This is a genomic window from Streptomyces sp. NPDC002446 (assembly GCF_053595675.1).
Genome location: NZ_JBSFYC010000033.1, coordinates 25,198 through 46,886 on the forward strand (window position 1 = coordinate 25,198; position 21,689 = coordinate 46,886).

Annotated in this window: 15 protein-coding genes and 1 pseudogene; 8 read left to right on the forward strand and 8 right to left on the reverse strand. The window is 73.3% G+C overall.

Going from position 1 to position 21,689, the window contains the following annotated elements:
* Positions 1–82 precede the first annotated feature (82 nt).
* Together ACWD6P_RS20040 and ACWD6P_RS20045 are read right to left on the reverse strand one after the other, a co-directional pair.
* Entirely contained in the window at positions 83–1,639 is a 1,557-nt protein-coding gene (locus ACWD6P_RS20040) for an AAA family ATPase (RefSeq protein ID WP_451445457.1), read from the reverse strand.
* A gap of 358 nt (positions 1,640–1,997) precedes the next feature.
* Positions 1,998–3,119: a secretion protein snm4 gene (locus tag ACWD6P_RS20045; RefSeq protein ID WP_451445458.1), complete on the reverse strand. Its 1,122-nt coding sequence runs from the start codon at positions 3,117–3,119 to the stop codon at positions 1,998–2,000.
* A 282-nt stretch (positions 3,120–3,401) separates the two neighbouring features.
* On the opposite strand from ACWD6P_RS20045, the gene ACWD6P_RS20050 reads away from it, so the two are divergent.
* The 7 genes from ACWD6P_RS20050 to rarD all read left to right on the forward strand — a co-directional run bounded on the left by ACWD6P_RS20050 (position 3,402) and on the right by rarD (position 12,674).
* Entirely contained in the window at positions 3,402–4,640 is a 1,239-nt protein-coding gene (locus ACWD6P_RS20050; RefSeq protein ID WP_451445459.1) for a sensor histidine kinase, read from the forward strand.
* 195 nt (positions 4,641–4,835) lie between these two features.
* Positions 4,836–6,149: a sensor histidine kinase gene (locus ACWD6P_RS20055; protein WP_451445460.1), complete on the forward strand. Its 1,314-nt coding sequence runs from the start codon at positions 4,836–4,838 to the stop codon at positions 6,147–6,149.
* A gap of 220 nt (positions 6,150–6,369) precedes the next feature.
* Positions 6,370–7,029 (forward strand): LuxR C-terminal-related transcriptional regulator, encoded by a 660-nt coding sequence (locus tag ACWD6P_RS20060; protein WP_451445504.1) that lies wholly within the window; start codon positions 6,370–6,372, stop codon positions 7,027–7,029.
* A gap of 293 nt (positions 7,030–7,322) precedes the next feature.
* The gene (locus ACWD6P_RS20065; protein WP_451445461.1) at positions 7,323–9,275 is read left to right on the forward strand and encodes a 2-oxoacid:acceptor oxidoreductase subunit alpha; all 1,953 of its coding nucleotides are present in this window, start codon (positions 7,323–7,325) and stop codon (positions 9,273–9,275) included.
* Positions 9,268–10,362 carry a 2-oxoacid:ferredoxin oxidoreductase subunit beta gene (locus ACWD6P_RS20070; RefSeq protein ID WP_451445462.1) on the forward strand — a complete coding sequence of 365 codons (1,095 nt, stop codon included), beginning with the start codon at positions 9,268–9,270 and terminating at the stop codon, positions 10,360–10,362. Before ACWD6P_RS20065 ends, ACWD6P_RS20070 begins: the two co-directional genes overlap by 8 nt.
* 218 nt (positions 10,363–10,580) lie before the next feature.
* Positions 10,581–11,447 carry an SDR family oxidoreductase gene (locus ACWD6P_RS20075; protein ID WP_451445463.1) on the forward strand — a complete coding sequence of 289 codons (867 nt, stop codon included), beginning with the start codon at positions 10,581–10,583 and terminating at the stop codon, positions 11,445–11,447.
* Between the two features lie 228 nt (positions 11,448–11,675).
* Positions 11,676–12,674 carry an EamA family transporter RarD gene (rarD, locus tag ACWD6P_RS20080; protein ID WP_451445464.1) on the forward strand — a complete coding sequence of 333 codons (999 nt, stop codon included), beginning with the start codon at positions 11,676–11,678 and terminating at the stop codon, positions 12,672–12,674.
* Here rarD and ACWD6P_RS20085 read toward each other — a convergent pair.
* The 6 genes and pseudogenes from ACWD6P_RS20085 to ACWD6P_RS20110 form a co-directional block, all read right to left on the reverse strand.
* The gene (locus ACWD6P_RS20085) at positions 12,664–13,533 is read right to left on the reverse strand and encodes an ABC transporter permease (protein ID WP_451445465.1); all 870 of its coding nucleotides are present in this window, start codon (positions 13,531–13,533) and stop codon (positions 12,664–12,666) included. The genes rarD and ACWD6P_RS20085 overlap by 11 nt on opposite strands.
* On the reverse strand, positions 13,520–14,578 hold the full coding sequence (locus tag ACWD6P_RS20090) for an ATP-binding cassette domain-containing protein (RefSeq protein ID WP_451445466.1): 1,059 nt from the start codon (positions 14,576–14,578) through the stop codon (positions 13,520–13,522). The genes ACWD6P_RS20085 and ACWD6P_RS20090 overlap by 14 nt, the downstream gene beginning before the upstream one ends.
* Before the next feature lie 92 nt (positions 14,579–14,670).
* Positions 14,671–15,939, reverse strand: a complete 1,269-nt coding sequence (locus tag ACWD6P_RS20095; protein WP_451445467.1) for a LolA family protein — start codon at positions 15,937–15,939, stop codon at positions 14,671–14,673.
* A 257-nt stretch (positions 15,940–16,196) separates the two neighbouring features.
* On the reverse strand, positions 16,197–17,210 hold the full coding sequence (locus ACWD6P_RS20100) for a polyprenyl synthetase family protein (RefSeq protein WP_451445468.1): 1,014 nt from the start codon (positions 17,208–17,210) through the stop codon (positions 16,197–16,199).
* A 613-nt stretch (positions 17,211–17,823) separates the two neighbouring features.
* Positions 17,824–18,939 (reverse strand): FAD-dependent oxidoreductase, encoded by a 1,116-nt coding sequence (locus tag ACWD6P_RS20105; RefSeq protein WP_451445469.1) that lies wholly within the window; start codon positions 18,937–18,939, stop codon positions 17,824–17,826.
* Positions 18,936–19,756: pseudogene (locus ACWD6P_RS20110) on the reverse strand (hypothetical protein). The gene ACWD6P_RS20105 and the pseudogene ACWD6P_RS20110 overlap by 4 nt, the downstream one beginning before the upstream one ends.
* A 398-nt stretch (positions 19,757–20,154) precedes the next feature.
* Between ACWD6P_RS20110 and fahA the strand changes: the two are divergent.
* Positions 20,155–21,381 (forward strand): fumarylacetoacetase, encoded by a 1,227-nt coding sequence (gene fahA, locus ACWD6P_RS20115; protein ID WP_451445470.1) that lies wholly within the window; start codon positions 20,155–20,157, stop codon positions 21,379–21,381.
* The last annotated feature ends 308 nt before the right edge of the window (positions 21,382–21,689 follow it).

The following is a 21,689-nucleotide window of genomic DNA, read 5'->3' on the forward strand; positions in this document are numbered from 1 at the left end:
ACATCCCGCCCGAATGTCTCATCAGGTGTCTCACAGAGCGGGATGTCGTGCCCGTCCGCCGGGACGTCGGGCGGGAACGGGGTCAGGAGATCGGGCCGCCGTCGAAGGGGCTGCGGTTGTCGAAGGGGCTGCGGCTATCGGGGCCGTCCGGGGCCGCGGGCGCGGCGGCAGGGGCGGCAGGGGCGGCCGAGGCCTGGGGCGGCATCGGCGGGGACGCCGGGGGCTGGGGCTGCGGCGGGGCCGGTGCCCCGGTTTGCGGTCGTGTCTGGGGCGGGGCCTGGGGTGCGGGCTGCGGCGGGTAGTACTGCTGGGGCGCCGCCTGGGGCCGGTGCTCGGGCGAGGGGTGGGGCCGGGCCGGGGCCGCGGGCTGGGCGGGGACCGGGGGCTGGGCGGGGGCCTGCGTCGGCGCCTGGGCGGGCGGGTATGCCGGTGTCTGGCCGGGGGCGGGCGTCGGCGGCTGCCCCGCTGCGTACGCCGGTGCCTGGCCGGGTGCGGGTGCCGTCGTGGATGCCGTCGTAGGTGCTGTCTCCGGTGCCGTCTCCGGTGACGGCTGGTGCTGCTGACGGCGCCGGCCCGGGTCCCGCGAGGCCGCACGGTTCATCGCCTCGGCCGCGATCCGCGCCGCGGCCTCCCGCGTCCGTTCGCCGAGCAGTTCGGTGCGGATCGCCCCGCCGGCCGCCAGATGACGGTCGTACGGCAGGGGCAGCACCGCCGCGCCACCGGCGCCCAGATGCTCGGCGGCCTTGCGGACATCGACGCCGCTGTCGGGCGAGGAGTGGGTGAGCACGACCACCGTGGTCGGCAGCAGGCCGGGGTGCAGACCGCCGATCCAGTCCAGTACGGAGCGGGTGGCCGCCACGCCCTCCGGGGTCGCCGGGGTGACCAGCACCCGCGCCTGTGTGGTCACCAGCGCGGTGCGCGCCACCTCGGCGGGCAGCGTCTCGCAGTCCACGACGGTGGCCGCGAAGTGGCGGCGCAAGGACGTCATCACGACGCGGTAGGTGTCGATGTCCAGGCGGGTGCCGATGGCGCCCTGGCTGCCGGGCAGCAGCCAGCCGCCGCCCGCGAACGGCAGGAGATAGCCGGTCAGGTCCGTGATCAGCATCGACGGATCGACGATCTGCGCCAGGTCGCTGCCCGACCAGCGCACCTCGCGGGCGCCGAGGCGGTGCGGCAGCGTGCCGAGCGCCGGGTCCGCCTCGACGGCGAGCACGGGGTCGGAGCGGTAGTGCGCGAACGTGAGCGCCAGCAGGGCGGCGACGGTGGACTTGCCCGCGCCGCCGCGGATGCTGGACACGGCTATCTGCCGGCCCGTGGTCACCGGCTGCTGGATGGCGTACGCGGCCTGGGTGACGGCGGCCGTCTCGGCGGCCGGGGACGAGGCGAACACCCGGCGCAGCGCACGGCCCGCGCGCCGGGACAGGGGGTCGCCGCGGCGCGGCCTGGGCTGTCCGTCGGCCAGCTCCGGCGGCAGCAGGGGCACGGAGACGGGCGTCCTGGCCGGCAGCCCGGACCGGCCGTAGCGGCCGGGGGCGGGGGCCTGGGAGGACTGGCCGGACTGGCCGGACTGGCCGGACTGGCCGGACGCGGTCGCGGGGGAGGCAGGGGCCGGCGGGGCGGGCACCAGCTGCTGAGGCATGGGCGGGGAGGCCGGGGACGCGGCAGCCGGGGGCGCGGAAGGCGTAGTGGGTGCCTGTGCCTGTGCCTGCGAGTGTGCTGAGGGCGGTGCCGGTACGGGCGGCGGCCCACCTGGGGCGGGCACCGCGGGCGAGGGTATCGGCGCGGCGGCGGGCAGGGGCCCGGGTGCGGGCAGGGGCCCCGGTGCGGGCAGGGGCCCGGCCGCGGGTGCGGGCAAGGGCCCGGCCGCGGCCGCGGGCGCCGGCTCGGTGGCCCGTGTCGGCCCGGTGGCTCCCACTCCGGATCCCTCGGCCACTCCTGCCCCCACTCCGTTCACATCCGCTCCCGACGATGACATGTCCGCTCCACCACCCTCCGGGTCAGGACGTGCCGAACAGCAGGCCGTAGAGCCCGAAGGCCCCGAGGGCCACCGGGATCAGCGCCACCACGCTCACCGACTCGGCCAGGTCCAGCCACCGCCGCAGCCGCGCCCGCTGCGGCTCCGGCACCCGCACCGCGCGCACCGCGACCGGCAGGACGGCCAGCGCACCCAGCGTGACCAGCGCGAACGCCGGCGCCTCGCCCTCGGCGGCCCAGAGCAGCACCAGCCGTACGCACACCGCGAGGCCGGCCGCCAGCAGCACGACGACCTCCACGGCCAGCGGGTAGGCACGCGCCCGCGAGCACAGGACGACGCACAGCAGCAGCCCGGCGAGCACCGTCCACAGGCCGGGTGTCTGCACCGCGAGCACCCCCGCGGCACCGGCCGAGGCCGCCATCACGGCCGTGGTCAGGGCCAGTTCCCGGTGGGCGGCGCCCAGTGCGGCCGCCACCTGGTGCCGGCTGACCGGTGTCCCGCCGGAGCGCTGGTCGTCGAGCCGGGTCAGTCCGGCCGTCATCAGGGCGAGCCGCGGCAGATAGCCGAGGACCAGTACGGAGACGAAGCCGAGCGCGACTCCCGTACGTGCGGGGGTGGTCAGGGCCAGTCCCAGCTCCCAGGCACCCACGGCGAGCGCGACCGACGCCGCGCCTATCAGGGCGCCGCGCCCCGGCCGCGTACACGTTCCGAGGAGCGCGAGCACGGCCGCGACGGTCAGGCCCACGGCGGCGAGCCCGGCACTGCCGCCCGGAACCGCCTGCCATGCGGCGGCCACGCCGAGGGTGCCGCCGAGCAGCAACAGGGCGACTGCCGGGGCGCGCTGCCCCGTGCGTCCGGCGAGCGTGCCAAGGGCCGCGCCGGCGCCCGTGACGACGACGGCGGCAATGCCGAGCCCGAGGGCGGCGCCTTCTCCCGCGTACCAGTTGTGCGCGCAGATCCCGGCGAGCGCCCCGAGCAGCACGCTCGCCGCCACCGAGGTCCAGGTCGCGCTCCGCTCGCCCCATCCCCAGCCGCGGACGTCGAGGGGGTCGGCCGAGGCGTCGGCGAGGTCCCGCGCCGCGGAACCCGGCTGCGGCGCGGCGAAATCCGGCTTCAGCAGCCGGCCGTCGTCACTGCACGCCATCGCCACTCGCCCCTCCCGTTGTGCATCGCCACACAATACGGTCCCGCCGACGCGCCCTGTCCACCGCTGTGGATAACGAGACGGGCACCAACATGCCGCCATGCCCCGTCCCTGGCCAGGGCCTTGACCTGCGGCGGGGCGTACGCCGTGCGAAGCGGGGCGGGAGGGGCCGGGGGGCGAGGCGAGGATGGGCCGGGGTCGGGGCGAGGGTGGGGAAAACCCCACCTCCAGCACCCCAGTCACCCCATGGCACGCGGGGCCGCGGCCGGGCAGGCTGGGCGTATGACGGACAGTTCCCGGCCCAGTGCCGCCGAAGACGCCCTTGACGGCGCCTCACTCCCGCCGCCCAGAGCGCCGTTCGACGGTGCGACATGGCGGGAGATCGCCCATCTGCTGGCCAACTTCCCGTTGGGGGTCGTCGCGTTCGCGGTGCTGGTGGTCTGGCTGACGCTGGGCATCGGGCTGTCGGTCACCGTGATCGGGCTGCCGCTGCTGGCCACGGGGCTGACGGTGTGCCGGCTGTACGGAAAGCTGGAGCGGTCCAGGGCGCGGTCGCTGCTCGGGGTGCGGGTCGAGGAACCGAGCCCGCTGCGGGCGCCGGAGGCCGGGTTCTTCCCGTGGTTGTGGGCGCGCCTGAAGGACCCGGTCGCCTGGCGGCACGCGCTGTTCGCGTTCATCCGGCTGCCGTGGGCCCTCCTCACTTTCCCGGTCGTCCTCGTCTCGCTCTTCGTGGCGTGGCCGGTGCTCCCCTGGACGGCGCGCTGGCTGTCGAACGTCGACCGGGCGATGGTGCGCGGGCTGCTTTCGCCGTCGGACGAGCTGGAGCGGCGGATCGCCGAGCTGGAGTCGGACCGGGTGACGGTCACCGACACCGCGGCCGCCGATCTGCGGCGCATCGAGCGGGACCTGCACGACGGCGCGCAGGCCCGGCTGGTGGCGCTGGCCATGGGGCTCGGGCTGGCCAAGGAGAAGCTGCTGGAGGATCCGGATGCGGCGGCGGCGATGGTGGACGAGGCGCACGGCGAGGTGAAGCTCGCCCTGCAGGAGCTGCGGGATCTGGCCCGGGGCATCCATCCGGCGATCCTCACCGACCGCGGGCTGGGCCCCGCGCTGGCCTCGCTGGCCGGGCGCTGCACGGTGCCCGCGACGACCTCCGTGGACCTGGCCGAGCGTCCGGCGCCGGCCATCGAGGGCATCGCCTACTTCACCGTCTCCGAGCTGCTGCAGAACGTCTCCAAGCACAGCGCGGCGCGGCAGGCGTCCGTCGAGGTGTGGCAGTCGAAGGACCGGCTGCTGATCCAGGTGGTGGACGACGGACGCGGCGGGGCGCGGCTGGACGGCGGCAGCGGGATGGCCGGGCTCGCCGAGCGGCTGGGGTCGGTGGACGGGCTGTTCGTGCTGGATTCGCCGGTCGGCGGGCCCACGCGGGTGACGGCGGAGCTGCCGTGGCGGGCGCGGGCCGGTGCCGGGGCGCGGGCGGGTGCAGCGCCGCGGCGGGGGCCGGGGCCGAGGGGCCGCTGACCAGCCGGTTGCGGTCAACCGCAGGTCCGGGGGTGGGGAAAACCCCAGGAAAAGACTGCAAAGACCCGCATGGTGCGGGGGGCTCGGGTCGCGGAGGCTTGTCGTGGCGGAAGAACCGCCGGGCCCGCGCAGGGCCGGCAGATCACGCAGCGGCGCCGGCCCAGGACCGCATACGGCAGAACGGACGACGAGACGATGGATACCGCATACGCACCGCACCCCCGCGGCTCCCGCGTGCCCGTGGGGCTGCGCGCCCCCTTCTCCGGGCGCACCTGGCGGGAGTTCCTCTACCTCTTCCTCAGCCTCCCGATGTCCGTGGTGATGTTCACGTACGCGATAGCGGTGCTCTCGCTCGGCGCCGGTCTGCTGGTGACGTTCCTGGGCATTCCGGTGCTGGCGGGCGGCCTGGCCGGCAGCCGGGGGCTGGGCAGCATGGAGCGGGCGCGGGCCCGGGGTCTGCTGGCGCTGGACGTGGCCGATCCGGAGCCCGTACGCCCTTCGAAGCCGGGCCCGATGGGCTGGATCGGGGCCGTGCTGAAGAGCGGAGTGTCCTGGCGGCACGTCCTCTACTCCCTGCTGCACTTCCCGTGGGCGGTCTTCGCCTTCGTCTTCTCGGTGACGTTCTGGACCCTCGCGTGGGCGCTGCTGGCCTACCCGCTGTGGCGGTGGACGTTCCCCGCCTACCTCGACCAGCCGGGCATCCAGATGTGGGGCGACGGCAGCGGCAGCGGCTTCTACATGGACACCCCGGCGGAGATCTGGCTCACCAGCGGGGCCGGGCTGCTGCTCGTGCTGGCCGGGCCGTGGGTGATCCGCGGGCTGACGCAGGTGGACCGGGTGATGGTCCGCGGCCTGCTGGGCCCGTCCTCGCTCGCCACCCGGGTCTTCGAGCTGGAGTCGGACCGCGGGGTGGTGGTGGACACCGCGGCGGCCGATCTGCGCCGCATCGAGCGTGATCTGCACGACGGCGCGCAGGCGCGGCTGGTCTCGCTCGCCATGGATCTCGGCCTGGCCAAGGAGAAGCTGGCCGAGGACCCCGAGGCCGCGGCGCGGATGGTCGACGAGGCGCACGGCGAGGTGAAGGTCGCGCTCCAGGAGCTGCGGGATCTGGCCCGCGGGATACACCCGGCGATCCTCACGGACCGGGGGCTCGGCCCGGCGCTGTCGGCGCTGGCGGCGCGCTGCACGGTTCCGGTGAAGGTGACCGTGGACCTGGACCGCCGCCCGGCCGCGGCGATCGAGGGCATCGCCTACTTCACCGCCTCCGAGCTGCTGCAGAACGTCTCCAAGCACTCCCGGGCCGCGGGCGCGGCGCTGGATGTCTGGCGCACCGCGGACCGGATCATGGTGCTGGTGACGGACGACGGCCGCGGCGGCGCCCACACCGACACCGGCTCCGGTCTGGCCGGCCTGGCGGAGCGGCTCGATTCCGTCGACGGCCTGCTGATAGTGGACTCCCCGATCGGCGGTCCGACGGCCGTCACCGCCGAACTGCCCTGGCGGGGGTGACCTCGGGGGCGCCGGGGTCGGCGGGCGGCCGCGGCCGGGCCGGGACGGGGGTCCGGCCCAGGCGTGGCCGCCCGCGCGCCCTGCCCCTCCTCCGGCTCCCCCTCCTCCGGCTCTGCCTCTTCTCTTTCCCCTCACCCGTCCTCCGCGTCCGGATGCTGGAATGCTGGGGCCGGCAGGGTGGCTGTGATGAGGCATGGGGGATCTGAGCGTGGAGGCAAGAGTGCGGGTGGTCATCGCCGAGGATTCGGTGCTGCTCCGGGAGGGGCTGACCCGGCTGCTCACCGACCGCGGGCATGAGGTCGTGGCGGGGGTGGGCGACGCCGAGGCGCTGATCAAGGCGATCGGGGAGCTGGCGGACGAGGGCGCGCTGCCGGATGTGGTGGTGGCGGACGTACGGATGCCGCCGACCCACACCGACGAGGGCGTCCGGGCCGCGATCCGGCTCCGCCGGGACCATCCGGGGCTCGGGGTGCTGGTGCTCTCGCAGTACGTCGAGGAGCAGTACGCCACGGAGCTGCTGGCCGGGTCGAGCCGGGGCATCGGCTATCTGCTCAAGGACCGGGTCGCCGAGGTGCGCGAGTTCGTCGACGCGGTGGTCCGGGTCGCCGGGGGCGGCACCGCGCTGGATCCGGAGGTGGTGGCGCAGCTGCTGGGCCGCAGCCGGAAGCAGGACGTGCTGGCGCGTCTGACGCCGCGGGAACGGGAGGTGCTGGGGCTGATGGCCGAAGGCCGGACGAACTCCGCCATCGCCCGTCAGCTGGTGGTCAGCGACGGCGCGGTCGAGAAGCACGTCAGCAACATCTTCCTGAAGCTGGGCCTGGCGCAGAGTGACGGGGATCACCGCAGGGTGCTCGCCGTACTCACCTACCTCAACTCCTGACCACCTGACACTCTGTCAGATCAGCGGGACCAGGCCGTTCCACCGAGGCCCAGGGCTTTGGGCGTAGAACCAATGGAGGAGTCCGGAGCGTCATGAATAAGGGGTTACGGGGGCGATGATTTCATGACAAAACACGCCAGATCGGTGTCTCATCTTGACGTCCACCATGCGATCGACCCAGGGAAGGCCACCCTTACCCACGTACGATGGTTATGGGACAACCGTCCGGTACGACACGTCCCGAGCCCTGCCTCCGGCGGGGACGCCGCACCCCTCGAGGGAGGTCCGAAGCAGTGACCAGCCAGGTCAGTAGCCCAGCCGAGAAGACCGACGCAGCGCTAGTCGGGGAACAGCGCGCCGCCGGCACGAGCGGGCAAGGCAAGGAAGTCCGACGCCTGGACCGGGTGATCATCCGGTTCGCCGGGGACTCCGGTGACGGCATGCAGCTCACCGGCGACCGGTTCACCTCGGAAACGGCGTCGTTCGGCAACGACCTGTCGACGCTGCCGAACTTCCCCGCCGAGATCCGGGCGCCTGCCGGCACGCTTCCGGGTGTCTCCAGCTTCCAGCTGCACTTCGCCGACCACGACATCCTCACGCCCGGTGACGCTCCGAACGTGCTGGTCGCCATGAACCCGGCCGCGCTCAAGGCCAACCTCGCGGACGTCCCGCGCGGCGCGGAGATCATCGTCAACACCGACGAGTTCACCAAGCGCCCGATGGCGAAGGTCGGCTATGCGACCAGCCCGCTGGAGGACGGCTCGCTGGCGGCCTACAACGTCCATCCGGTGCCGCTGACGACGCTCACGATCGAGGCGCTCAAGGAGTTCGGGCTCTCCCGCAAGGAGGCCGAGCGTAGCAAGAACATGTTCGCGCTGGGGCTGCTGTCGTGGATGTACCACCGCCCGACCGAGGGCACCGAGAAGTTCCTGCGGGCCAAGTTCGCCAAGAAGCCGGACATCGCCGAGGCGAACGTCACCGCGTTCCGGGCGGGCTGGAACTTCGGTGAGACGACCGAGGACTTCGCGGTCTCCTACGAGGTCGCCCCGGCGACCAAGGCCTTCCCGACCGGCACCTACCGCAACATCTCCGGCAACCTCGCGCTCTCCTACGGCCTGGTCGCCGCCTCCCGGCAGGCCGATCTGCCGCTGTACCTGGGCTCGTACCCGATCACCCCGGCCTCCGACATCCTGCACGAGCTGTCCAAGCACAAGAACTTCGGCGTGCGGACGTTCCAGGCGGAGGACGAGATCGCCGGTATCGGCGCGGCGCTCGGCGCGGCGTTCGGCGGCGCGCTCGCGGTGACGACCACGTCCGGCCCGGGTGTGGCGCTGAAGTCGGAGACCATCGGTCTGGCGGTCAGCCTCGAACTGCCGCTGCTGATCGTGGACATCCAGCGCGGCGGGCCCTCGACGGGCCTGCCGACCAAGACCGAGCAGGCCGATCTGCTGCAGGCGATGTACGGGCGCAACGGCGAGGCACCGGTGCCGATCGTGGCGCCCAGGACCCCGGCCGACTGCTTCGACGCGGCGCTGGACGCGGCCCGTATCGCGCTCACGTACCGCACCCCGGTCTTCCTGCTCTCCGACGGCTATCTGGCCAACGGCTCCGAGCCCTGGCGGATCCCCGACGTCGACGAACTCCCCGATCTGCGCGTCCAGTTCGCCTCCGGCCCCAACCACGAGCTGGCGGACGGCACGGAGGTCTTCTGGCCCTACAAGCGCGACGCGCAGACGCTGGCCCGCCCCTGGGCGGTGCCGGGCACGCCGGGCCTGGAGCACCGTATCGGCGGCATCGAGAAGCAGGACGGCACCGGCAACATCTCCTACGACCCCGCCAACCACGACTTCATGGTGCGCACCCGCCAGGCGAAGGTCGACGGCATCGAGGTCCCGGACATCGAGGTCGACGACCCCGCCGACGCGGACGGCCGCGGCGCCAGCACCCTGGTCATCGGCTGGGGTTCGACGTACGGGCCGATCACCGCGGCGGTACGGCGCGTGAGGGGCGCAGGGGAGCGCATCGCGCAGGCCCATCTGCGCCACCTCAACCCCTTCCCCCGGAATCTCGGGGACGTCCTGGCGCGTTACGAGAAGGTGATCGTGCCGGAGATGAACCTCGGGCAGCTCGCCACTCTGCTGCGCGCCAAGTACCTGGTGGACGCGTGCTCGCACACCCAGGTCAGCGGAATGCCGTTCAAGGCCGAGCAGCTCGCGGAGGTCTTTAAGGAGGCCATCAATGACTGAGACGATCTCGGAGAGGTCCTCGCAGATCGAGGCGCTCTCCCTGGTGCCCAAGGCCGAAGCCAAGCAGTCCATGAAGGACTTCAAGTCCGATCAGGAAGTGCGCTGGTGCCCCGGCTGCGGTGACTACGCCGTCCTCGCCGCCGTGCAGGGCTTCATGCCCGAGCTCGGGCTGGCGAAGGAGAACATCGTCTTCGTCTCCGGCATCGGCTGCTCCTCCCGCTTCCCGTACTACATGAACACCTACGGGATGCACTCCATCCACGGCCGCGCCCCGGCCATCGCCACCGGCCTGGCCTCCTCCCGGCGTGACCTCTCCGTCTGGGTCGTCACGGGCGACGGCGATGCGCTGTCCATCGGCGGCAACCACCTCATCCACGCCCTGCGGCGCAACGTCAACCTCAAGATCCTGCTGTTCAACAACCGGATCTACGGTCTGACCAAGGGCCAGTACAGCCCCACCTCCGAGCTCGGCAAGATCACCAAGTCGACGCCGATGGGCTCCCTGGACGCGCCGTTCAACCCGATCTCGCTGGCGCTCGGCGCCGAGGCCTCCTTCGTGGCCCGCACCGTCGACTCCGACCGCAAGCACCTCACCTCGGTGCTGCGCGAGGCCGCCGCCCACCCGGGCACGGCCCTGGTCGAGATCTACCAGAACTGCAACATCTTCAACGACGGCGCCTTCGAGGTCCTCAAGGACAAGGAGAAGGCCCAGGAGGCCGTCATCCGCCTGGAGCACGGGCAGCCGATCCGCTTCGGCGCACCGGCCCCCGACGGCCTCGGCTCCAAGGGCGTGGTCCGCGACCCGGCCACCGGCGACCTCAAGGTCATCGACGTGCTGGAGGAGGGCACGGACGGCGTGCTGGTGCACGACGCGCACAGCCCCTCGCCCACCACGGCCTTCGCGCTCTCCCGGCTCGCGGACCCCGACACCCTCCACCGCACCCCCATCGGTGTGCTGCGCAGTGTCGACCGGCCGGTCTACGACACCCTGATGTCCGACCAGCTGGACACCGCCGTCGAGCAGCAGGGCAAGGGCGACCTCGCGGCGCTGCTGACCGGCAACGACACCTGGACGGTCGTCGGCTGACGAACGGCCGCGGCCCGCCCACGGGCCGTGGGCAGGCGCGGGTGCACCGCCCGGATGCCGCTGCGGGTGTCCGTACGGGAACGTCTGACGGCGTCTCCGTACGGGCACCCGCTTGCCGCCCCGCGGCTCGGCCCCGTCGGGCGCGGGCCCGGCGCGTCCCTTCTGCGCGTCCCGTACGGGTGCCATGCTGGCGGCCTCCAACCGCCAGGAGGCACGGCATGAGCATCGTCGTCACCGGCGCCACCGGGGCGCTCGGCCGACTGGTCATCGAGGAGCTGCTCAGGCGCACCGCGCCGGGCGGGATCGTCGCGGTCGCCCGCGACCGGGCCAGGAGCGCGGACCTGGCGGCCGTCGGCGTCGGGATCAAGATCGCGGACTATGGCCGGCCCGAGACGTTCGAGGGGGTCTTCGCGGCCGGCGACCGGGTGCTGCTGATCTCCGGGAACGAGGCCGGTCGGCGCGCCGCCCAGCACCGCGACGTGATCGACGCCGCGCGTGAGGCGGGCGTGGGGCTGCTGGCGTACACCAGCGTGCTGGGCGGCCCGACCGCCACGTTCTCCCTCGCCGAGGAGCACATCGCCACCGAGCAGGCGCTGCTCGCGTCCGGTGTGCCGTACTGCCTGCTGCGCAACGGCTGGTACCACGAGAACTACACCGGGGCGCTGGCCATGACGCTCAAAACCGGCGCCGTGGTCGGCAGCGCCGGCGAGGGCCGGGTGGCCTCCGCCGCGCGCCGGGACTATGCCGAGGCGGCCGCCGTCGTGCTCACCGGCAGCGGCCATGAGAACTCGGTGTACGAGTTGAGCGGCGACACCGCCTGGACGATGGCGGAGTACGCGGCCGAGGTGTCCCGGCAGACCGGCCGGCGGATCCCGTACCGCGATCTGCCCCAGGAGGAATATGTGGCGCTGATGGTCGAGGCGGGGGTGCCGGCGCTGGGCGCGCAGATGGTCGCCGACGCGGACGCCGGGATCGCGCGCGGCGAACTGGCGGCGACACCCGGCGACCTCTCCCGGCTGATCGGCCGCCCGACCACGCCGCTCGCCGACGCGATCGCGGACGCGCTGCAGCGGCTGCCGGCCTGAGGCGGCTGCACACTGACCCGGCTGCCGGCCTGACCCGGCTTCCGGTACGGCGCGTGCCGTAGGCGGCTCCCGTACCTCGGCGGCGACCGGCCCGGACCGGCTCCCCGCCGCCGCCCTCCCCCTCCCCACCCTGCAATGTCATGACCGTCTCTCCCTACACACATGACAGCGCGGGTACTACGGCGCTACCTTCATCAGGGTTGACGAAGCACCATCAGGAGGGTCCCCTTGCAGCATCGAGCCGATCAGCGTGCCGGACTCGCCTACGGCCTCACCGCCTACACCCTGTGGGGGCTGCTGCCGCTCTACTGGCATCTGCTGGGCACCGTCGCACCGTCGGAGATCCTGGCCCACCGGATGGTGTGGTCGCTGCCCGTCGCCGTCGTCATCCTGGCCGTGCTGCGCCGCTGGGCCTGGATAGGTCCGCTGCTGCGGCAGCCCAAACGGCTCGGGCTGGTGCTGGTCTGCGCCGTGGTCATCTCCATGAACTGGTTCCTCTACATCTGGGCGGTCAACGCCGGGCATGTCCTGGAGGCGTCGCTCGGCTACTTCATCAACCCGCTGGTCAGCATCGCCTTCGGCGTACTCGTCCTGCGCGAGCGGCTGCGGCCGCTGCAGTGGACGGCGGTGGGCGTCGGCACCCTGGCCGTCGTCGTGATGACCGTCGCCTACGGCAAGGTGCCGTGGATCGCGCTCGGCCTGGCCCTCTCCTTCGCGACGTACGGGCTGGTCAAGAAGGGCATCAAGCTCGACGGCATCGAGGGCTTCAGCGCCGAGACGGCCATGCAGCTGCTGCCCGCGCTGGGTTTCCTGATCTTCCTCGGGGTCCGGGGGGAGTCCAGCTTCACCGGCGGCGGCGTGGGTCAGGCGCTGCTGCTCTCGGCCTGCGGTATCGCCACCGCGGTGCCGCTGATCTGCTTCGGCGCCTCGGCGGTGCGGCTGCCGCTGACCGTGATCGGGATGATGCAGTACCTCGCCCCGACCTTCCAGTTCCTGCTGGGGCTCACGGTGTTCCACGAGACGATGCCGCCGGAGCGCTGGGCCGGGTTCGCGCTGGTGTGGCTGGCCCTGGTGGTGCTGACCTGGGACGCGCTGCGGACCGCGCGGCGGGCGCGGGCGCAGCTGGCCACCGCCGCGGCACGCGCGGGCGAGGCGGCCGCGCACGAGGCGCTGGCCCGGCCGGCGGCGCAGACCGCCACCGGGCAGCTCCCCGGCCTCAAGCCGTGATGTCCCGGGTGGTGAACCGCGCCCAGGCCGCCGCGCCGAACACCGCCGCATACAGCGCCTGCAGACCGAGGTTCTTCTGCAGCTGGTCCCAGTAGACGGGGTCGCGCAGCAGGTCCGCGAAGGACAGCCAGTAGTGCGGGAAGAGGTACGGCTGGATGGCGTCCAGCTGAGGGATGGTGTCCAGGATCTGCACGGTGATCAGCAGCCCCACCGTGGTCGCCATGGCGGCGATACCGCTGCCGGTGAGCGTCGATATGAACAGGCCGACGGCGGCCACCCCGGTCAGGGACAGCGCGACCGCGAGCGCGATGGCCAGCGCCCGCAGCAGCCCGTCGCCGAAGGAGACGGTCGTACCGGAGAGCAGGGTGACCTCGCCCAGGGGGAAGAGCAGCGCGCCGGTCGCCAGCGCCGAGAGCGCCACGACCAGGGTTCCCACCAGGCAGAACGTGATGACCGTGGCGTATTTGACCAGCAGCAGGCGGGTACGGCCGGCAGGGGCGACGAGGAGGTAGCGCAGCGTCCCGCCGTGCGCCTCACCGGCTATGGAGTCGCCCGCGATCACTCCGACGGACATCGGCAGAAAGAACGGCAGGGTCACGGCGAGCGAGGTGAAGACCAGGAAGAGGCCGTTGTGGGTGACCTGGGAGATGAACGCCGGCCCGCCCTCACCGCCGCCGGCCGATCCGCCGTCACCGGTCTCGATCCTGACGGCGATGCCGACCAGGACCGGGACGCCCGCGAGCACCGCCAGCAGTGCCAGGGTGCGCCAGCGCCGGAACGTCGTGGTGATCTCGCTGCGCAGCAGCCCCAGCGACCACAGCGGTCGGGGCCGGCGCGGCGCCGCCTCAGCCTGCGACATCGAAGCCCTCCCCGGTCAGCTGCACAAAGACGTCCTCCAGCGAGACGCGTTCGGTGCCGAAGGCGCGGACCCGGACCCCGGCGTGCACCAGGGCGGCGTTGAGGTCCGCCAGCTCCAGGGGCGGCCGGTCGCCCCGCCGGTCCGAAGGGCCGCCCGGCAGCTCGCCCGTCACCCGGTCACCGGTGACCTGAAGGCCGGTCACGCCCTGTTCCTTCAGCACCCGCGCCGCGTCCGCCGCATCCGGGGTCGTCACCGCCAGCAGGCCCTGGCCGCGCGGGCCGAGGACCGTGGCGGACAGGTCGGCGACCGTGCCCTGGGTGATCAGCCGGCCGCGGGCCATCACCGCGGCGTGGGTGCAGACCTGCTCGATCTCGTCGAGGAGGTGGGAGGAGAGGAAGACGGTCGTGCCGTCCGCCGCGAGCTCGCGGATCAGGGTGCGGATCTCCCGCATGCCCTGCGGGTCCAGACCGTTGGTCGGCTCGTCGAGCACCAGCAGCTCGCGGGGCCGGAGCAGCGCCGCGGCCAGTCCCAGCCGCTGCTTCATACCGAGGGAGTAGGCACGCGCCTTCTTCCCGGCCGCGGCGGCCAGGCCCACCCGTTCCAGCGCGCCGCCGACCCGCGCCGTACGGGTACGGGGGTCGGCGCCCGGGTCTGCGGCGTCGAAGCGCCGCAGATTGTCGCGGCCGCTGAGGTAGCCGTAGAGCGCCGGGCCCTCGATGAGCGCGCCGACCTTGGGGAGCACCCGGCGGCCCGCGGCGGGCATCGGCTGCCCCAGCACCCGGGCACTGCCGGCGGTCGCGTCGATCAGGCCCATCAGCATGCGGATGGTGGTGGTCTTGCCGGAGCCGTTGGGCCCGAGGAAGCCGAAGACGCTGCCGCGCGGTACGGCCAGATCGAGGCCGTCGACGGCGAGCTGGCCGCCGCGGTAGGCCTTGGTCAGCCCCCGCGTCTCGATCGCCTGGTCCCCGGCCGGCGGGTGCGCGGAGGCGTCCGGGCCCGCGGGCGGGCGTGCGCCGGCGGCCCCCGGGGCGGGCGGCTGTGGCATCGGCTCCCCCAACGTCGTGCGGATGGCCCGTAGGGGGCGCCGCGCCGCCCGCGGAAGGGTGGCGCGGCGCTCCCTCTTGCTGCGGTGGCCCGTTACTTGGCGGCGTTGGCCGCGTCGATCAGGGCCTGCTTGTCGACGGCGCCGACGTAGATCGTGCCGTTGTCCGTTATCAGGGCGTTGACCAGGCGGGTGCTGAAGATCCGGCCGGATCCGAAGGAGCCGCTGGCCTTGTCGCCGAAGCTGTCGAGGAACTTGCCGGCGTCGCCGCCGGGGCCCTGGTCCTTGCCGGACGGCAGGCCGGAGCCGGCGCCCTTGATCGTGGCGATGGACGTCCAGCCCTTGCCGATGACGTTCAGCCCGCCCAAGTCCTCCTTGGCGCCCGCCCTGCCCTTGTGGGGCGTGAAGTCCTTGAAGTCCTTGGCGTGTTCGCGCCCGGCCTTGGCCTGCTCCTTGTCGCCGTCGACGACGTCGGCGCCCTTGGGCGGGGTGAAGGAGAACAGGCTCGCGGCGGGCTTGGCGAAGTCGACATCGGTGAAGCCGACGTCGATGGCGGCCGCGCCGCCGCTCTTGGGGGTCAGGGTGAACTTCAGCGGGACGCCGTTGGCGGCGTCCACCGCGACCCGGATCGAGCCGACCGTGGAGGCGGCCTGCTTGGGCTTGATCAGCAGCTGGTAGGCGTCCCGCCCGGCGACCTTGGCCGTGCCGTCGACGGTGACCGAGGTGGTGTCCCCGGCCGCCTCGAGGGCCTGCTTCGCCAGGTCCTGCGGCGTGGCGTTCTTCAGGTCCTTGGGGAGGTCCTTGGGCGCATGGCCCCGCTTGCCGTGCGAGCCGGCGTCGGGCGCGGTGCTGTGGACGGCGGTGTTGCTGCCGCTGTCGTAGGCCCACACGTCCTTGCCGTTGTGGACGAGGCTGTACTCGGCGGACTTGTCGACGATCGACACCCGCTGCTTGTCGGGGCCGTCGGCGGCGACGCGGAGCGTGTGCGCACCGGACGCCAGCTCCATCAGCTTGCTCTGAGGCGACGCGGACGCGCCTTCCCCGCCCTTCTCGCCGCCCTGGCCGCCGCCGAAGCCGCCGGCGCCTCCGGCCATGCCCGGCAGGGCCGGCAGACCGAGGTCCGTGGTGACCCGGACCGTGCCGGAGAGCTGCTGGACATCCGACTTGGCGATCTTGGCTATCAGCTCCTGCGCCGAGATCTTCGGCAGGTCGGGAGAACCGCCGGCGAACGCCGGGACCAGTCCGATCGTGGCCGCCGCCACTCCCGCCACCGCGACCGGCACGGCGTACCGCACGGCCTTGCGGCGCTTCGGGGAGTGTCCCCCGTCCCCTTCGGTGACCTCTGTCGGTTCGTACCGTGGCATCTGCCTACCTCCGTCGTATGCGGCGGTTGCTGCGCTGCCCACTCGCCCACCCCTGGGGCTCATTTTGACCCGTCCGCCGCGTTCTGGTGCTTTCCATCTCACCAAATCGACCGGCGCATGGCGTCAGCCCGCGGGCGCAACTCGTCGTACTGCTGAGGTATGACGCCGGGTCATCGCACGGCGCTGCACGTACGTCGGGAGTCTGACCGATCCCTAGGGGACAGGCGGAAAGTCCCTCAGGGTTCGGCCCGTCCGGATCATCCGGCCCGGTGCACCACCGCGTCGCACAGCCCCTCCAGGGCCGACTTGGCCGGGCACGTCGCCAGCGGGGCGAGCATCGCGCGGGCCTCCTCGGCGTAGCGCACGGTGTCGCGGCGGGCCTCTTCGAGCGCCGGGTGGGCGCGCAGGCCGGCCAGCGCCTCGGCGTGCCGGGCGTCGTCGGTGAGGTCGCCGGCCAGCAGCTCGCACAGCGCGCGGTCCTCCGGCGTGCCGGAGGGGCTCTCGGCCCGCGCCCGCAGATGCAGCACGGGCAGCGTCGGAATGCCCTCGCGCAGGTCCGTACCGGGGGTCTTGCCCGATTCGTGGGAGTCGCTGGCGATGTCGAGGACGTCGTCGGCCAGCTGGAAGGCGGTGCCCAGCCGCTCGCCGTACTGGGTGAGGATGTTGACCGTCGACTCCTCGGCGCCCGACATCATCGCGCCGAAGCGGCATGCGACGGCGACCAGCGAGCCGGTCTTGCCGGCGAGGACGTCCAGGTAGTGGTCGACGGGGTCCCGGCCGTCGCGCGGCCCCGCGGTCTCCAGGATCTGGCCGGTCACCAGGCGCTCGAACGCCTCCGCCTGGATCCGGACCGCCTCGGGGCCGAGATCGGCGAGGATGTGCGAGGCGCGGGCGAAGAGGAAGTCGCCGGTCAGGACGGCGACCGAGTTGCCCCAGCGGGCGTTGGCGCTGGCCACGCCGCGGCGCACATCGGCCTCGTCCATCACGTCGTCGTGGTAGAGCGTCGCCAGATGCGTCAGTTCCACGACGACGGCGGAGGGCACCACGCCCGGGGTGTGGGGGTCGCCGAACTGGGCGGCCAGCATCACCAGCAGCGGCCGGAATCGCTTGCCGCCCGCGCGCACGAGATGCTGCGCGGCTTCGGTGATGAACGGCACGTCGCTCTTGGTGGCCTCCAGCAGGCCCTCCTCGACAGCCGCCAACCCGGCCTGGACATCGGCCTCAAGAGCCTGGTCCCGCACGCTCAGCCCGAAGGGCCCGACGACGGTCACGAGGGGTACTCCTGTCTGCTGACGATCAAACTGAATGTCGATCTGTCGCTGTCTCCACCATTGGCCAGCGTATCCGGTCGCAGTTCGATCACCGTGAGCGCCTGCCCCCCGAACCACCCGGGAAGCACAGCGAGCCGCCGCCCGGCACGCTGCGGATCACCCTTTGATGCGGATTTGACGCCGGACAACAGGGATACCGCAGGCACACGATTCCCCGCACGCCCCATCAGCCACACACATGCCCCCTGGGCCGGATACCCGCGCGGAGCACACGCTCTTCGGCCATCCTCGCGCGCCGCTCACCGCCGCTCACCGCCGCTCACCGCCGCTCACCGCCACCCGCCACGGACCGGCGCGCGGGCGATCACCACCGTCGCCCGGCCCGAACGGGCCACGGCCCGGCCGTACGGATCACCGCCGGTGCGAAATCACCACGGACCACGGCGACTTCCGCGCCGCCGCCATGCCGCCGCCCTGCCGCCGGCGGACGGGGCGCCCGAGGCACCACCGGGCGGCAGGCCGCCAGCAGCCCTAAGCGTCCGTATACGCCCCGCGGTCACGCGCCGCCCCCGTGGTCACGCACCGCCTCGTGGTCACGTGTACTCCCGCCGGCTCACCCGTACGCCCGCGCCACCGCCCGCGCCAGCCGTGGCGAGGCGAACCCCGTACCGCAGACGAAGCGCATCACCGGGCCGAACGAGGCGGCCGCCGGCAGCCCCGTGAAGTACAGCCCCGGTACCGACGAGCCGAAGCCGGCGTCCAGCAGGGGCCCGCCGGCCCGTGCCACGATCCCGGTCCGCAGCCCCTGGCCCAGGAAGTCCAGCGCCGCCAGATCCATCCGGTAGCCAGTCGCCGCCAGCACATGGTCGGCGGCGAGCTCCCCGCCCTGCCCGTCGGCACCGCGCAGCGCCAGTACGGGGCGGCCGTCACGGACCGTCGCCCGTACGATCCGCCGGCCCTGCGTCACCTGCACCCGGCCCGCGAAGCGGTCCCGCAGCCACCAGGCGCCCAGCGGGCCGAGCACCCGGCGCACCAGATACCGCCGCAGCGGCACCGGCAGCCGGCGGAACCCGCCGGCGTGGTACGTCAGCGCGTACAGCGACCAGGCATTGCCGAACGGGGACGGCGGCCGCAGCCGCGGCTGACGGTCCGGCGGCGCGCCGAAGCCCACCGCCGCGGGCCGGCGCGCCACCACCCGTACGGACGCCGCGCCCGCCTCGGCCAGCAGCACCGCGCTCTCCAGGGCCGACGGCCCGTCCGGGACCGCTGCGGCCAGCTCCGGTGGCAGGTGCGCCAGACCGTCCAGCCCGGTGGCGACGACCACGGCCCGCGCGCCGAACTGCTCACCGCTGTCCAGCTTCAGCTCGAAGCCGTCGGCCCGCCGGTCGACCGAGACCACCCGGACCTGCTCCAGGTCGGGCACCAGCCGCTGCTGCACCCACTGCCCGTACCGGACGAACGTCTCGACGGGGACGAGGTCCCAGTCCGACTCGTAACGGCGGCCCTCCCCCACGGCCGCGCAGTGGTCGCCGAGGGTGTGCCCGGCCTGCGGGGTGTGGATGCTGGAGGCCGCCGGCGTCGACTTCAGCAGCATGCCCACGGGCATCTGCTCGTGCCAGCTCGCCATGGGGCGGCCGAAGACCCGCACCGGCAGGCCGCGCGCCCGTAGGTGCGCGGCCGTCGACAGGCCGTACGGGCCGGCCCCGATGACCGCGACCGGAGTGCTCACTTCGGTCCCTCCCCTTGCCTCGGTGGTGCGTCGGCCCCCGCCCGGCGAACCGCCCGGCGCAGCTGCATCAGGTGTCTGGCGCCCGGTCCGGCGGACCGGGCGAGCATGGTGAAGAACTGCAGCGGGTCGTCACCGGCGAACCACGCCAGTTCGGTGCCGGAGGCCCGCGCCGGTGCGTGAGGGGCACGGGAGTCGCTGCGCCGGTAGGCGAACAGCGCGGGCAGATCGACGTTCTCGACGACGAAGCGGTGGCCCGCCCGCTGGGCGCCTTCGGGGACGGTGCGCCCGGTGAGATCCAGATGCTGGGCGCGTACGACATCGACCCCGACGGTGTTCTCGAAGAGCCGGAACTGCGCGCCCATCCGCGGATTGAAGTCGAGCAGCCTGTACCGGCCGTCGCGCCGGTCGAACCGCCAGTCCAGGTCGGCGATCCCGGTGAACCCGATCCGTTTGATGAAGTCGGTGGTCATCCGGGCGAGTTCGGGGTTGTCGACGACGTACGCACAGGCCGTCATGCCGGCGTGCGGCGGCCAGGAGCGCACCTTGACGCCGGTGAACAGCGTCAGCGGCGCGCCTCCCGCCACCAGCCGGTCCGGTTCCTCGCGCCCGGTGGTCGGCCAGACGAACCGGCCGCGGAGATAGCGGGAGGACGCCGCGGGAGTGAAGCGGTCCTCCGTCACGGCGTACATGGGCACCCCGAGCCGTCCCAGGCTCCGGATGGCCCCCACGCCACCGTGATGCAGGGGTACGCCCCGACCTTCAGGACCAGCCCCGGAACACTCCGGTCGACCGCGAGCCGTGCACCACTGCGCGCCACGTGTCCCCAAACGGAACGGTCCCCGCCCGGCCCGTGCCAGGAAAGGAAGCTAGGCCCGAATTGCGTAGTGCGACAAGGCTTTTCCGGACATTGCCGAGACTTGGGGCGTACGCGGCCGTGCGGAATCCGGCCGGGTCCCTACACATACCCGCGCCCGCGCCCCGCGGCCGTCGCGCCGAGCGGGCCCGGCCGGGCAGCACGACCGGCCGGCGCAGCGGCCCAGCGGCTCGCCGGCCCCGCACGCCCGGCCGGCGCAACCGCCCACGCGAGTTATCCACAGGCCACTTCACCGCGCGGGGCCCGGCCGTACTCTGATCGACAGAGCCACCGGCCGGGGACGCACCAGCACCCGGCCGGCCCGGCCGCCCACCGGCGACGACGAACGCGAGGAGCTGTCCATGCCCGAGCAGAGCCCGTTCGAGCTGGCGGAAGGCGATCCCTTCGGCCCGCACAACCTCCCCTACGGCGTCTTCAGCACCACCGACGCGCCCGGCCAACACCGCATCGGCGTCCGCTACGGCGCCCATGTCCTCGATCTGAGCGCACTGCCCAGCGCCCTGCCCGCCGCCATCCATCCGTACGCCGAGCTCCTCACCGCGCCGACGCTCAACCCCCTCCTCGCCGCCGGCCGCCCCGTCTGGCAGCAGATCCGCGCGGCCGTCCACACCGCGGTGACCGACCCCGCCCACCGCGACGAAGTGGCGCCGCTGCTCCACCCGTTGGACGAGGTCACCCTGCACCTCCCCTTCGAGGTCGCCGACTACGTCGACTTCTACTCCAGCGAGCACCACGCCACCAACGTCGGCCGGATCTTCCGCCCGAACGACGCGGCACTGCCGCCCAACTGGAAGCATCTGCCGATCGGTTACCACGGCCGCTCCGGCACCGTCGTCGCCACCGGCACCCCGGTGGTGCGGCCCAACGGCCAGCGCAAGGCCCCCGCGGACGAGGCGCCGACCTTCGGCCCGTCCGCCCGCCTCGACATCGAGGCCGAGATCGGCTTCGTCGTCGGCACGCCCTCCGCGCTCCACGAGCCCGTCGGCCTGGACGCCCTCCGCGACCACGTCTTCGGCGTCTGCCTCGTCAACGACTGGTCCGCCCGCGACATCCAGGCCTGGGAGTACGTGCCGCTCGGCCCGTTCCTCGGCAAGTCCTTCGCCACGTCCGTCTCCGCCTGGATCACCCCGCTCGACGCCCTCGACACCGCCCGTACGGCACCGCCCGCCCGGGACGTAGCGCCGCTGCCCTACCTCGACGACTCGGGCGCGGAGCCGGGCGGCATCGACATCCGCATCGAGGTGCGCATCAACGACGAGGTCGTCTCCCGGCCCCCGTTCGCCAGCATGTACTGGACCGCCGCCCAGCAGCTGGCCCATATGACCGTCAACGGCGCCTCCCTCCGCACCGGCGATCTGTTCGCCTCCGGCACGGTCTCCGGCCCCGACCCCGACCAGCTCGGCTGTCTGCTCGAACTCACCCAGGGCAAGGGCCCCTACCTCCAGGACGGCGACGAGGTCACCCTCACCGCCTGGGCCCCGGGTCCCGACGGCGTCCGGATCGGCCTGGGCGAGGTCACCGGCCGCATCCTGCCCGCACCCACGGTCCCGCTCCCCCAGGCAAGGTGACCGCAGCGCCGCTCACCTTCCCCGAGGACCCGCTGCCCGCCCGCGCCCCGGTCCGCGGACAGCCGCTGAACAAGCCCGGGTTCCTGCGGTGGCACGGGGAGCACGGGTAGCACGGGTAGCCGGGGAGGCGCTGGTGGCGGGCCTGACGGCGGACGGGCGGATCACGGCTGGGCGGATCGCTGACGGGAGGATCGTGGCCAGGCGGATCGCGGCGGGGCGGATCGCGGTCAAGCGGATCGCGATCGCGGTCAGACGGATCGCGGTCGAGCACGGCGACCACGTAGCGGTGCCCAGCCGCGGCTTCTGGC

Excerpts from the sequence above, each read along its gene's own strand:
- fahA (WP_451445470.1), top strand. The coding sequence starts at position 20,155 with ATGCCCGAGCAGAGCCCGTTCGAGCTGGCGGAAGGCGATCCCTTCGGC.
- ACWD6P_RS20075 (WP_451445463.1), top strand. The coding sequence starts at position 10,581 with ATGAGCATCGTCGTCACCGGCGCCACCGGGGCGCTCGGCCGACTGGTC.
- ACWD6P_RS20050 (WP_451445459.1), top strand. The coding sequence starts at position 3,402 with ATGACGGACAGTTCCCGGCCCAGTGCCGCCGAAGACGCCCTTGACGGC.
- ACWD6P_RS20095 (WP_451445467.1), bottom strand. The coding sequence starts at position 15,939 with ATGCCACGGTACGAACCGACAGAGGTCACCGAAGGGGACGGGGGACAC.
- ACWD6P_RS20090 (WP_451445466.1), bottom strand. The coding sequence starts at position 14,578 with ATGCCACAGCCGCCCGCCCCGGGGGCCGCCGGCGCACGCCCGCCCGCG.
- ACWD6P_RS20045 (WP_451445458.1), bottom strand. The coding sequence starts at position 3,119 with ATGGCGTGCAGTGACGACGGCCGGCTGCTGAAGCCGGATTTCGCCGCG.
- ACWD6P_RS20070 (WP_451445462.1), top strand. The coding sequence starts at position 9,268 with ATGACTGAGACGATCTCGGAGAGGTCCTCGCAGATCGAGGCGCTCTCC.
- ACWD6P_RS20040 (WP_451445457.1), bottom strand. The coding sequence starts at position 1,639 with ATGCCTCAGCAGCTGGTGCCCGCCCCGCCGGCCCCTGCCTCCCCCGCG.
- ACWD6P_RS20055 (WP_451445460.1), top strand. The coding sequence starts at position 4,836 with ATGGATACCGCATACGCACCGCACCCCCGCGGCTCCCGCGTGCCCGTG.
- ACWD6P_RS20085 (WP_451445465.1), bottom strand. The coding sequence starts at position 13,533 with ATGTCGCAGGCTGAGGCGGCGCCGCGCCGGCCCCGACCGCTGTGGTCG.